This is a genomic window from Demequina sp. TMPB413 (assembly GCF_020447105.2).
In the GTDB taxonomy this organism is placed as follows: domain Bacteria; phylum Actinomycetota; class Actinomycetes; order Actinomycetales; family Demequinaceae; genus Demequina.
In genome coordinates this window covers 2,685,067-2,696,995 of record NZ_CP096184.1, presented here as the reverse complement: position 1 = coordinate 2,696,995, position 11,929 = coordinate 2,685,067, and the positions used below count along the sequence as shown (strand labels likewise).

Here is an 11,929-nt window from a genome sequence, read left to right as displayed (position 1 = left end):
CGCCGCCGAGACGGCGCCGCAGGGTAATCCGTGGTGAACCTAGCCCCAGCAGATCGCGGAGCCAGCGGCGGTGTCAATACTCTCCACACCGTCGGCCGGGCTGTCGGTCACAAGAGCGACACCCGTGTTGAAGAAGTCGAGTCCTGCCGTGACGTCTGGTGTCGTGCCGGTGCGAACCAATTCCGCGATGGCCGTCACTCCCAGCTCGGCCATCTTGAGCGGGTATTGCTGGCTGGTAGCTCCAATGACACCAGAGGCCACCCCCTCGACGCCTGCACAACCGCCGTCAACCGAGACAATGAGCACGTCGGACTTGCCCGCTGCGTCGAGCGCCGCCTTGGCTCCGTAGGCCGCAGGCTCGTTGATCGTGTAGACGACGTTGATGTCGGGGTTTTGAGCCAACAGCAGTTCCATCGCCGTGCGGCCGCCGTCTTCCGCTCCCTGCGTGGCCTCGTTGCCAACGATCGTGTAGTTGCCGCCAGAGTATGAGCCCGTCTTGGCTTCGTCACCGTTGACCTGGGGATCGGCAACGTCGATGCCCATGCCGGTCAGGAAGCCCTGATCGCGGGCGTAGTCGACGGACACGATTTTGTCGTCGAAGAGGTCGAGCATGGCAATGACGGCGTCCTCGCCATCGAGCTCCGATGCAGCCCACTCACCGATGAGCTCACCTGCAAGGAAGTTGTCGGTGGCGAAGGTGATGTCCACCGCTTCTTCGGACGACGGGGGCGTGTCGAGGGCGATGACGTACAGGCCCGCTTCACGCGCCTTGATCAGGGCCTCTTCCACGGCCTGTCCTGACGGGGTGATGAGGATTCCGGCGTCGCCGCGAGAGATCGCGTTCTCGATCGCCTGGATCTGGGTGTCCTCATCGCCATCTTCGCGGCCGGCAGCAACCGTGAGGTTGACGCCCTCGGCGGCCGCTGCCTCTTCAGCGCCTTCTTGCATGGCGACAAAGAACGGGTTGGTGGTGGTCTTCAGGATGAGCGAGACACCGATGTCGCCGTCAGCGGGGGTGTCGGAACCACCAGTGGAGGTGGAGTCGTTGGTGCCTTCACTCGAGCAACCGGTGAGGGCCAAGGCAGCGGCGCTGGCGACGGCCGCGCCTTTCCACAGGAGCTGGCGACCAGAGTGCCGCTTGGTGAGCCGATTCATCGTTGAATCTCCTTGTGCGTATCACGCAACGATGTCTGAGGTGACAACGTTGTCATCTCGAACCGTAGGCGCCTCGGCAGGATTCGTCAACCCGAGATTGGTAACAATTCCGATGCTAAGGTGACAACGATGTCCGAGCCCCTGCACATGCGCACACCCAGCCGCCCGCCACGGCCCACCATGCGAGACGTGGCGGCGCTAGCGGGCGTGGGCATCAAGACTGTGTCCCGAGTGCTCAACAGCGAGCCCAATGTTTCTCTCGAGACAGCCGAGCGCGTGCACCGCGCCGCCGCCCAACTGAATTACGAGATCAATTCGGTTGCAGGTAACTTGCGACGCTCGGGGCAATCGACCAAGACCGTCGGCCTTGTGGTTGGCCACGTAGCCAACCCGTTCTCCGGCCAAGTGCACGCTGGCGTCGAAGACGTCCTGTACCCGCAAGGCTATTCGGTGCTGGCCGCTAGCCTCGACGACGACGCCGAGCGCGAACAAAGACTGGTGCGCGAGTTTTTGCGCCGCCGAGTCGACGGCCTCATCCTCACCACCATCTCCCAGGAGCAGACGTACCTGCTGCCCGAACTCTCCCGCGGCCTGCCGATCCTGTTCGTCGACCGCGAGCCCTGCGGCGTGGCCGCCGACGCCGTCGTGGGAGACAACGTCGGCGGTGCTCGGCAAGCGACGGCACACCTCATCGCCCACGGCCACCGGCGCATCGCGCTCCTCGCAGACAGGGACACTCTCACGACGGCCAAGCACCGCGTCGACGGTTACCGCGCGGCACTGCAAGAGGCCGGCCTGGACTTCGACGCCTCGCTCGTCACGATGAACCTCCGGTCGGCCGACGCTGCGCATGCCGCCGTCACCGCGCTCCTCAAGAGCAGCAATCCGCCGACCGCCATCTTCACTGCACAGAACCTCATCACCATCGGAGGTATTCACGCCCTCCGGGACGCGGGGATGCAGCACAAGGTCGCCTTGATGTCATTCGATGACCTCGTGCTTGCAGACGCGCTCGACCCAGGTGTCTCGTGCGTGACGCAGGACCCACGGTCCATGGGAGCGATCGCCGGGCGAAAGTTGCTCGCGCGGCTTGCGGGCGACGAGGCCGCGCCGTCCACGGTCATCTCCCCGACCACGCTCATCGCGCGCGGCTCAGGAGAGATCCCCGCTCCTCGCTAGACCCTCGGCTCGTTGGGGTGGCGCTGCCCCGCGGGCGGAGCGCCGCGCGCGACATCGCGCACTGTCGCGTACCGTCCCTGACACAGGGCACGCCAGCGCTCCGGCGTGTCCCGCGAGACACGCCGCGCTACCGCCTCCGCCTGTGTCAGGGACGGCACGAACGGGGGTGCAGGGGGGGTGCAGAGCCAGCGCCCCAGCCCGTGCCCGTGTCCGTGTCCGTGTCAGGGACGGTCCAGGGTGGGGTGGGCGCTCGTCAACCCCCGAGGTGCACGCCCTTGTCCTCCGGAACCCCGCGCCGCGTGACATACAGACTCGTCGCGGTCACGATGCCAAGCACGCCCACGATCACGGCAAGCGACGCGAGCGTGGGAATCTCGGGAGTTGCAGGCCAGATGCCGTGCGCCCAGTGCAGCGCGAGCTTGGCGCCGATGAAGAACAGGATGGCAGCGAGGCCGTAGCCGAGGTGCACGAGCCGCGACAGCGCACCCTCGAGCACGAAGTACAGCGCGCGCAAGCCCATGAGCGCGAAGGCGTTGGTCACGAACACGAGGTAGGGGTCGCCGGTGATGCCATAGACGGCGGGCACCGAGTCCACCGCGAACACCACGTCGGTGGACATCACGGCGATCACCACGAGCAGCAGAGGCGTGACCGCGCGGCGGCCGTTCTCGCGCACGGAGAACTTGGTGCTGCGGTACGAGTTGGTCACGGGCCAGAACTTGCGGATGATGCGCACGGAGCGCAACTGGTCCGGATCGACCTCGTTCTCGTCGCCGTCGATCGCATCGCGCAACACCTTGACCGCGGTCGCCACGAGGATCAGGCCGAACAACAAGAACGTCCAGTCGAAGCGCTCCAGCATCTCTGCGCCAAGCGCGATGAAGATGCCGCGTAGCGCCAGCGCGCCCACCACGCCGATCAACAGCACTCTCTGCTGCAACTCCCTGGGCACCGCGAACGCCGCCAGGAGCAGCATGAACACAAACAGGTTGTCCACTGACAACGACTTCTCCACGAGGTAGCCCGTGTAGTACTCGATGCCGGTAGTGCTGCCGTGCGCTGCAATCACCCAGACGCCAAAGATGAGCGGCAGCGCGATGTAGATGATGGACCACTTCACAGCCTCGCGCATCGACACCGCGTGGGGCTTGTGCGTCACCCAAAAGTCGAGCGCCACCACCAAGAGCACGGCCACCAGGGTGCCCGCCCACAGGCCAGGGGTGCCGATGGTGGGATGGGGGGCCACGGCGTCGGCGGCCGACGCGAGGGGTGCAGACGCTACGAAAGGCGAGGCAAGCATGGGGACAGACAACAAAAGGGGTCTCCTCAGAACACTGGTGCCCTGAGGTCTCCTTCACCTTCCGCAGATGCGGCGGGTGCCCGCCCGAGAATGCCATGGGGCATTCGTACTGACCGGAACGGAACTTGAGAAGTACTCCCCTCGGTTCCCACTGTACGGGATGGTGCAGCGCGTCAATCGCGCGGGCACGGTCACTCCGCTACGGCCGCCGTCTCGTGCGGCGGCGCACTGAGGGCGCCCAGCTCCGTGTTGATCTCGTACCACCGCATCAAGAAGGCCCGCTCGTCGAGGCGCTTGCGCCGCAGCCAATGCGTGACCTCTTCGTTGCACTTGCTCGCATTGCACGAGCGGCACGCGGGGACCACGTTGTCGAGCGTGTAGCGGCCTCCCCTGGAGATCGGGAGCACACAGTCACGTTGCAAGGACACACCGGCCGACGCCGGGGCACGGCAGTATGCGCAGCCGTTCCAGGCCGCGACAATCGCCTCCCACTGGGCGGGCGTGAGGTCGTTGTCAGCGGCAGCCACCCGTCGCGCGCGCTTACGCGCTGCACGGGCCCGACGACTCTGACTCACTGCCACGGCTCCGACAGTACTGGTGCCTTGACCCCGCGCCGGCAGGCGCACGCGCGGAACTAGACGGAGAGGGCGTGAGTGAGGAGCCGCTCGGGCACAAAGGGCGACGTCATCGCGCGCAGCAGCGCCGAATAGTCGGGCGCGAAGCGCAACTCCGTGCCGGCCTCGAGTCGCTCTTGCGTCTCGAGCACCAGATGGTCGCTGCTGGAAGCCAGGATGGACACTCCCACTGGCGGGGTCAAACCGTCCGGGTCGACGTCTTGGCGACCGAGCGCCACGATGGTCTGCACGATCGTGCCGCGGCTGCGCGAGGGCTCTGGAGTCCCGAAGGCGGACTGGCCGCGCAGCCCCCACGGCGCCGTGGGCTTGACGAGTGACTCGATCACGGGCGCGACCACGGTGAAGGCATCCTGGCGCAGCCCGGGGACTGGCTCGCGAGTGAGGGGATTGAGCCCCAGCAAGATCGACTCACCCAGGCGCAGGTCATTGATCGAGCCGACGCGGCCAGCGCCAAGCGCCCACGACAGGTTCGCCGAGTTGCCGCCGCTCACCACAGGCGTCGGCACGCCGAACTTGGAACCGATGGTGGTGGCGAGTGCGGAGAGTTCCTGCATCTGATCGTCGCCAGGCACAACCCCGCTGCGGCACGCGAGGTTGGTGCCGATGCCCGCGAGCACCACGTGCCTGGTGCGCGAGATGATGCGGGCCGCGTCCAAGACGTCGGCCACCATGATGCCCTCGCGGAGGTCTCCCAGTTCGACCATGAGCACGATGCCGTGGGTGAGGGCGCGCTTGCCAGCGGCGACCGACAGCGCGGAGACGATGCCGAGCTCGCTCACCATGCTGGACTGGGCACAGGCCACTGCGCGGTCGGCCCACTCGGGGGCCGGTGCGCGCAAGAGGGTCATGGGCACGCGGATCCCCGCGTCGTGCAGGGCCTCAAGGTTCTCGATCCGCGAGTCGGCCAGGCGCTTGACGCCGCCGCGCATCATGGCTCGCGCCACCTCGGGAGAGCCGAGCGTCGCCTTGGTGACGCCGGTGACTGCGATGTTGCGCTTCTTGAGAGCGGTGACCAGGACGCGCGCGTTGTGCTCGACCGCGGTCAGGTCGATCTCGATGCGGGGCGAAATCATCTGGTCTCCGTGGTGTGCGCGAGCGGGGTCAGCAACGCAGGGAACGCTCCCGTGACCATCGCCACGAGTTCGCCCGGCTCGCGCCACAGCGCGTCGGTGGTGGGAAGTCCCAGCTCGGCCTCATACAGGACCACGGCGGCGTCCACCTCAGCAGGCGTCATGTTCTCGTGATTAATAGTGAGTCCAATCACTGTGGTCTTGCCAAAGGTCTCGATCAGCGCAATCTCTGCGGCGGCAAGTGGCATCGGCACGTCGGGGTAGTCGGAGAGCATCGTCCGCGCGGGAGCGTGCTGCATGATGACCGCCTGCGGGCGGGAGGCCCGCAGCACCACGGTGGAGCTCAAGTACGCGGGGTGGCTGAGTGCTCCCTGGCCCTCGATCACGATCACGTCAGGGTGCTCGCCCTCCCAGGCGGCCACCACGGCGCCTTCTAGTTCGCCCACGCCAAACTGGGCAGGAATCGCGTCGAGCGCGACGCCGTACTTGGCTCCCTGCATCAGGCCGGTCTGGCCGGTACCCACCATGACCGTGCGGATGCCGGCATCGTTGAGCGCCTTGGTGAGCAGCGTGGAGGTAGTGCGCTTGCCGATCGCGCCGTCGGTGCCAAGCACCGCGATGCGCACGCAGTCGACCGTGTCGATCGCGCCATCGAACATCCTCAGATCCTTGGTGGCGTGCGGGCGGCGCACGTCGTGCAGCGTGATGTCGGAGATGGCGGCGGCCGCGGCAAACTCAGGGTCGTCGTTCAAGAACTCGTGCAGGCCAGACACGATGTCGAGCCCAGAAGCGACCGCCTCGAGCACTGTCTCCCTGTCTGCGGCGGACATGAGTCCGCTGAGCGGCGCGAGGCCAAAGATCAGCGCGTCGGGCCGCGGGACCGGTCCGGCGATGTCGCGAGCGCTGTTGGCCGCCACCGCAATGGCCTGCTCGAGCGTTGCGACAACGGGGATCCCTGCGGGCTCGCCACCCAAGGCAACCCCGGCGTCGTTCCCTGCCAGCGTCGAGTCGATCACGGCGACGATGCGATAGCGCTCGCTCGAGCGCACCAGACCGTTGGCCGTCTTGCCATCGATCTTGGCGAAGTTGCCCTCGCAGTAGATGACCGCCGTGGGCCGCACCGCCGGGCGCGCGGGCGTGGGCAGATCAGGGACAGGGGTCGTGAAGGGGCGCATGATGCGGGTCCTCGAGTCTGACTCAGAGGAGGCGCCGGGATCGTTCCGGCCAGGAGGCCGGTGTCAACGAGAGGTCCCCACCAAGAAGTGGTTGGCTCTCAGTGTACGCCGGGGGTGCAAGCCCGGCCGTTTGACGCATCCCGACGCCGTCGGCAGCGGCCACGGGCTCACGGACAAGCCGCCGCATGGAAGCAAGGCGAGCCGCTACGCGTTGACGGAGCATGATCGACAATCCGGCCACGAGGGCACTGCGAGACTCGGGGATCGGCCACCTCGTGACGGCACATGGCCCCGTGCGATCGCTCGAAGAGGCGGCCGCCGCACGAGGCCTAGAGCCGTGGCAGATCCTGAAGACGCTGGTGGTGCGGCGCGCGGAGGACGACTTCCTCTTGGTGCTCGTACCAGGCGACCGCCAGATCAGCTGGCCCAAACTGCGTTACCTCCTGGGAGTCAGCCGTCTGTCCATGCCTGACAAGGACGTCGCGCGCGACATCACGGGCTATGAGCGCGGCACCATCACACCCTTCGGTTCACTGCCAGCTCCAGACGGCACGCCTTGGCCCGTGGTCGCCGACGCTTTGATCGTGTCGCGGGAAGGCCCCGTCTCGATCGGGGCGGGGGAACACGGCGTTGCGGCAAGCGTCGACCCGGCGCAGTTGGTCGCGACGCTGAGCGCCACCGTCGCGGACGTGACGGAACCGCTGTAGCGGTCCGCTACCCGCGGTCCTGATCCCCGCACGCGTCGAACAGACCCTGCAACGTCGCGCGCCACGCGGCGTCCGGCTGGAACTCGACGTACTGTTCGCGACCGTCGACCTCGATCCACGCGACGAACACGAAGGTCTTCTTGCTCTCCGCGAAGGCGTGCGGGTCACATCGGGAAGCTCGCACCGTGACCGGCACCTCGACGGACTCCAGCTCCGCGGCCATCGGCATCGGCAGGGCGCCGGCCACGGCGTCGAGCGAGAAGATGACGTTGCCTTTGACGCCCACGATGGTCACGGCCGCGTCGGAGACGCCGCGCGTGAACACGAGCGTCGCTTGCGCTTGTGTTGAGTCAACTCCCGCGAGGGACCCAAAGGCAGGCTGCGCGGCATCGAGCGCATCGCGTTGCAGGCATTCGGTTGCGTTGATCTCGGCGAGTACCTGGTCCTCCACCGCGACCAGCACCTCGCCGGCGGGCTCCCCGTGCGCGTCCGCCAGCACGACGAGGGCGCTGGAAGAGCCTTCGCCAACCGGGCACACCGCGCGAGTCAGCGGCACCCGCGCGTGCCCAGGCCAGCCCTCGCTGACCCGCACCATTGTGTCGGACGGCGGCCCCGCCTCGAAGTAGGGAGACGTCAGTTCCACGCCGGTCACGAACACCGTGCCCTCGCCTTGCGCCTCGACCAACACCTCGACGATGCGCTCGGCCTGCAAGGGGCGAGGGAAAGCGACCTCGGCCGTGGGGACGAGCGTCGGCGAGGCGTCGGCTTGGCCAGGCGGAGCGTCGGCCGGGCTCGATCGCACGACGGGGACGTCGGAACTCGCCCCCTCGCGACCTTCAGAAACTCCGGTGCAACCGGCGAGCGCAAGCGTCGCCGCGCACACCAAGAGAGCCGCCGCGATGACAGCGCGGCGTGCTGGGGGACGAGCAGCGCTCACCCGGCTATCTTCACACCCTCGCGCGCCAACAGGGAGCGCTTGATGTCCACTCCCCATGCGAACCCCGTCAGGGATCCGGCGGCACCGACCACGCGGTGGCACGGCACAAACAACGCGACGGCGTTGCGGCCACATGCCGCGCCGACCGCCCTGCTCGCTCCAGGGCTGCCGAACGCCGCGGCCAACTCGCCGTAGCGGCGCACCTCTCCCGGCGCGATCTTGCGCAGGGCCCCCCACACCGCCAGCTGGAATGGGGTGCCTCGTTGCGCGATCTCGACGCCGTCCAGGGCGGCCGAGTCTCCCGCGTAGTAGGCCCTCACAGCGGCCGACGCTCGGCACGACCCTTCGCCCAGATCATCGGCGGCGATGCGGGCACGGGCGGCGACGGCGTGCACGTCGGTCGACCACGCCGAGGCCACGACGGCGCCTTGGGGATCTTCGACGATGGTGAAGGGGCCGTCGGGGGTGTCGAGGGTCTCGTAGCAATACATCAGTCTTCTCCTGGGGTCGAGGGGGACGGCACCGCTGCGTTCCAGAGGTGCATCATGAGGTAGCTGCGCCATGGAGACAGCGGCGCGGCGGTGGCTTTGAGTCCGTTCGGGTCGCCCGGCAGGCCAAGGGCCTTCGCCCCCGCCCGCGCGGCCGAGTCGCCGGTCAGCAAGATGTCGGGGCTGCCCAGCACGCGCATGGCGACGTAGCTCGACGTCCACGGCCCCACACCTGGAAGCGCCTCGAGCTGGGCCGTGAGGTCCGCCCGGGTGGCGCCGATGTCGAGCGAGACGGCCCCGGAAGCTATCGCCTCGCACGCTCTTGCCACGGCGACCCTGCGTGCGTGCGGGCCCCTGACCACCTCGAACACCGTGTCGGCCAGCGCGGTCGCCGAGGGGAACAGGGCGGTCACAGGACCGCCAGCCAGCGCGGCCGGTAGCGGCTCTGCAAGGCTGGTCACGAGGCCCTGGGCCGCGGTGCGGGCGGCGGCAACGGAGACTTGCTGACCGAGGATGGCGCGCACCACCATCTCGGTGGGATCGAAAGTGCCGGGGATGCGAACCCCAGGGCGCGTGGCCACCGCCGGGGCCACAAGCGGGTGTGCTGCGAGCGCCGCGTCGATCACGTCGGGGTCGGCGTCGAGATCAAGCAAGCGCCGGGTGCGCGTGAGCAGGGCCGGCAAGTCGGTCAGGTGCTCCACGTGCGCAGTCACCCGCACCGCTCCTGGCTCGACCGCGATAGCCACCACCGCCGCCCCGCGATCGAGCCTCAGCGAGCGCGTGTAGTGCGATTCGGAAGCGTGCTCCGTCCCGTCGAGGGCGCGGGTCGCGAGCCACCTCAGCACGCCCGCCCCGTCGAAGGGCTCTCGCGCAGCGAGTCGCACGGTAACGGCGCCGGGAGTATCGACGCCGCTCCCTGCCACGTGCGCTTCCCCCTTGCGCGCCCGCTCGCGCAAGGCGGTGGGCGTCATACCGAACACCTCGCCGATGGTGTCGTTGAACTGCCTGATCGAGGAGAAGCCAGCGGCGAAGGCCACGTCGCCCGCTGGCATGAGCGTCGACACCAACAGGTGGCGCGCGTTGTGCGCTCGCTGGGCTCGCGCGAGGGCGAGCGGTCCCGCGCCCAACTCCTCGGTGAGCAGCCGCGTCAGTTGCCGCGTCGAATACCCCAACCGCGCCGCCAAGGCTGGCACTCCGCTGCGGTCAACCACGCCGTCGGCGATGAGCCGCATAGCCCTTGCGGCGGTGTCCTCCCTGACGTTCCACTCGGGGCTGCCGGGGACCGCCTCGGGCAGGCAACGCTTGCACGCCCTGTAACCCGCAACGTGGGCCGCTGCCGAGGTGCGGAAGAACTCGACGTTGTGCGGCTTGGGGGTGCGGGCCGGGCAGCTGGGGCGGCAATAGATCCCGGTGGTGCGCACGGCCATCACAAACTGTCCGTCGAAGCGACGATCGCGCCCAGAAGACGCCCTGTAGCACGCGTGGGCGTCGAGCATGGTCGCTGTCATGGCTCAAGACTGCCCTGCAGCAGGCCGCTCCGCTAGCGGTTTTCGGACATTGCCGTGGCCAGCGGGGGAAGAAATAGAGGAACGACCCGGTCGAGGGGGGGTTGACCGGGCCGTTCCCCACTAATTACACACCATTCACGGCCCGATTGGCTACCAATGGGCGAAAAAGGTGCCCCCATTGTGGGGGGCATCACAGCGGCGCGTGGCGGGCGGCGCGCTCCCGAGCGCCACTGGCGCGAGGCTGGCACACTGGAGTCATGAGCTCTTCATCAGCGTCGTCCCTGCTAGCACTCCACTCTGGCGAGCCGGTGCTCGCACTGGTCAACGTCTGGGACGCGGAATCCGCCCGGTTAGTCGAAAATGCCGGTGCGACCGCTCAGGCCACCGCAAGTTTTGCCGTCGCGGGGTCGCGCGGCTTCTCCGACGGCGAGAACATGCCCGTTGACGTGGCGATCGCCGCGGTGGCCGAGGTGTGCACCGCAACGTCGCTTCCCGTCACGGCCGACCTCGAGGCAGGTTACGGCGACGCGCGCGCCACGGTGCGGAGGGCCGTCGCAGCCGGCGCGGTGGGCGCCAACATCGAGGACCGCATGGACCCGCCCGATGAGTCGGTGGCACGCATGACCGACGCGCTGCAGGGCGCGGCCGACGAGGGGTTGAGTTGGTGCTCAACGCCCGCACAGACGCCTTCATGGTGGACGGCCTCGACCAGGCGGACAGGGTTGCTCAGGCCATCATCAGGGGGCGGGCCTACCTGGACGCGGGGGCGACGTGCGTGTTCGTTCCCAAGGCGCCGGAGGAGGTGATTGCCCTACTGGTGAGCGAACTGGGCGTGGGCAAGGTGAGCCTGTTGGGCGCCAAGGATGGCCCGCACCCTCAGGAGTGGCACGGCCGCGGCATTCACCGCGTGAGCTTTGGTCCGTTGCTGTATCGCACGGCACCAGAGGAGCGGGCGGAACTGGCGGCTCGCCTGCTCGCGACTCCCTGACGCCGACGCCGTGGCGCCTGAGCTGATCGGCTACCAGGCCGTGATCGACTGGATGGGCACACCGTACGTCACGCTGCGGGACGTGTGGCCGGACGCACCGCGCGCCGCGATCGTCGGCCTCAACCCGCCTCCCGGCTCGGTGGCCAAGGGCCACTACTACCAAGGGCCGGTGGGACAGCGTCAGATGCATCGCCTGGTTGCGGGAGGCCTGCTGCCCACGCCGCCAGACGGACGGACCTTTGAAGGGGTCGGGGCGAGCGTCGGGATTGGCTTCACCGACATCGTGAAGCGCCCCACCGTCGGCGAGAAGGACCTGACGCGAGCGGAGCTGGAGTACGGCATGAGCATTCTGGGAGCGAAGCTTGCCGAGCGCGACGTGCCGGTGGTGATCTGCGTGTACCGGCAACCCGTGCGTGCGCTGCTGGGCGACGAGGGCGTGCCCGGCTGGCAAGAGGCGCGCACCGCTTGGGGCGCCAGGGTGTTCCGAATGCCCGGCCCCTACACCGGGACTGCGCTGGCGGCGAGCATCGTCAAGGGTTTGGGCGAGCGGGTGCGCGAGTTGTAGGCCGCGTTGGAGCCGCGGTTCTGGGTTGGGTTCCACGGCGCGGGTTCGAGGTCGCGTCGGGGCGCGGGCCTTACCGCTCCCCTCCACGGGCCGCCAGAGGCCACTTGTGGCCACTGTCCACTAGTGGCCAGCAAAGTCCCTGGTGGCAGGGACCTTGGTCACCTATGGTCGAGGAGACCACGTTCCCACGTGGCCAGAAACGCACCGACGGGCAGCATGCCG

The 11,929-nt window shown here is 68.2% G+C and carries 11 protein-coding genes and 1 pseudogene; 4 read left to right on the top strand and 8 right to left on the bottom strand.

What is annotated here, in order from left to right:
- Positions 1 to 39: 39 nt before the first annotated feature.
- Positions 40 to 1,155 (bottom strand): substrate-binding domain-containing protein, encoded by a 1,116-nt coding sequence (locus tag LGT36_RS13040; RefSeq protein WP_226096715.1) that lies wholly within the window; start codon positions 1,153 to 1,155, stop codon positions 40 to 42.
- Positions 1,156 to 1,284: 129 nt separating this feature from the next.
- On the opposite strand from LGT36_RS13040, the gene LGT36_RS13035 reads away from it, so the two are divergent.
- The gene (locus LGT36_RS13035) at positions 1,285 to 2,334 is read left to right on the top strand and encodes a LacI family DNA-binding transcriptional regulator (protein ID WP_226096714.1); all 1,050 of its coding nucleotides are present in this window, start codon (positions 1,285 to 1,287) and stop codon (positions 2,332 to 2,334) included.
- Between the two features lie 253 nt (positions 2,335 to 2,587).
- On the opposite strand, the gene LGT36_RS13030 is transcribed toward LGT36_RS13035, so the two are convergent.
- The 4 genes from LGT36_RS13030 to LGT36_RS13015 all read right to left on the bottom strand — a co-directional run bounded on the left by LGT36_RS13030 (position 2,588) and on the right by LGT36_RS13015 (position 6,514).
- Positions 2,588 to 3,634: a TerC family protein gene (locus LGT36_RS13030; protein WP_226096740.1), complete on the bottom strand. Its 1,047-nt coding sequence runs from the start codon at positions 3,632 to 3,634 to the stop codon at positions 2,588 to 2,590.
- A 191-nt stretch (positions 3,635 to 3,825) separates the two neighbouring features.
- A complete protein-coding gene (locus LGT36_RS13025) occupies positions 3,826 to 4,215 on the bottom strand; it encodes an HNH endonuclease (RefSeq protein ID WP_226094673.1) in 390 nt (129 codons plus the stop codon).
- Between the two features lie 53 nt (positions 4,216 to 4,268).
- Positions 4,269 to 5,342 (bottom strand): alanine/ornithine racemase family PLP-dependent enzyme, encoded by a 1,074-nt coding sequence (locus tag LGT36_RS13020; RefSeq protein WP_226094674.1) that lies wholly within the window; start codon positions 5,340 to 5,342, stop codon positions 4,269 to 4,271.
- Complete coding sequence (locus LGT36_RS13015; RefSeq protein ID WP_226264595.1) at positions 5,339 to 6,514, bottom strand: DUF1611 domain-containing protein; 1,176 nt, start codon at positions 6,512 to 6,514, stop codon at positions 5,339 to 5,341. Before LGT36_RS13015 ends, LGT36_RS13020 begins: the two co-directional genes overlap by 4 nt.
- Before the next feature lie 221 nt (positions 6,515 to 6,735).
- Between LGT36_RS13015 and LGT36_RS13010 the strand changes: the two genes are divergently transcribed.
- Complete coding sequence (locus LGT36_RS13010; protein ID WP_226094653.1) at positions 6,736 to 7,221, top strand: aminoacyl-tRNA deacylase; 486 nt, start codon at positions 6,736 to 6,738, stop codon at positions 7,219 to 7,221.
- A gap of 7 nt (positions 7,222 to 7,228) precedes the next feature.
- Here LGT36_RS13010 and LGT36_RS13005 read toward each other — a convergent pair whose 3' ends face one another.
- From LGT36_RS13005 to LGT36_RS12995, 3 genes are read right to left on the bottom strand one after another with little or no spacing between them, the layout of a single operon-like run.
- Positions 7,229 to 8,158, bottom strand: a complete 930-nt coding sequence (locus tag LGT36_RS13005) for a hypothetical protein (protein WP_226094654.1) — start codon at positions 8,156 to 8,158, stop codon at positions 7,229 to 7,231.
- Positions 8,155 to 8,649: a methylated-DNA--[protein]-cysteine S-methyltransferase gene (locus tag LGT36_RS13000; RefSeq protein WP_226264596.1), complete on the bottom strand. Its 495-nt coding sequence runs from the start codon at positions 8,647 to 8,649 to the stop codon at positions 8,155 to 8,157. Before LGT36_RS13000 ends, LGT36_RS13005 begins: the two co-directional genes overlap by 4 nt.
- Positions 8,649 to 10,154, bottom strand: coding sequence for an AlkA N-terminal domain-containing protein (locus LGT36_RS12995; RefSeq protein WP_226095296.1), 1,506 nt, complete (start codon positions 10,152 to 10,154; stop codon positions 8,649 to 8,651). Before LGT36_RS12995 ends, LGT36_RS13000 begins: the two co-directional genes overlap by 1 nt.
- 257 nt (positions 10,155 to 10,411) lie before the next feature.
- Between LGT36_RS12995 and LGT36_RS12990 the strand changes: the two are divergent.
- A pseudogene (locus LGT36_RS12990) lies at positions 10,412 to 11,142 on the top strand (isocitrate lyase/phosphoenolpyruvate mutase family protein).
- A gap of 10 nt (positions 11,143 to 11,152) precedes the next feature.
- Positions 11,153 to 11,707, top strand: coding sequence for a uracil-DNA glycosylase family protein (locus LGT36_RS12980; protein ID WP_226095295.1), 555 nt, complete (start codon positions 11,153 to 11,155; stop codon positions 11,705 to 11,707).
- Positions 11,708 to 11,929: the final 222 nt, after the last annotated feature.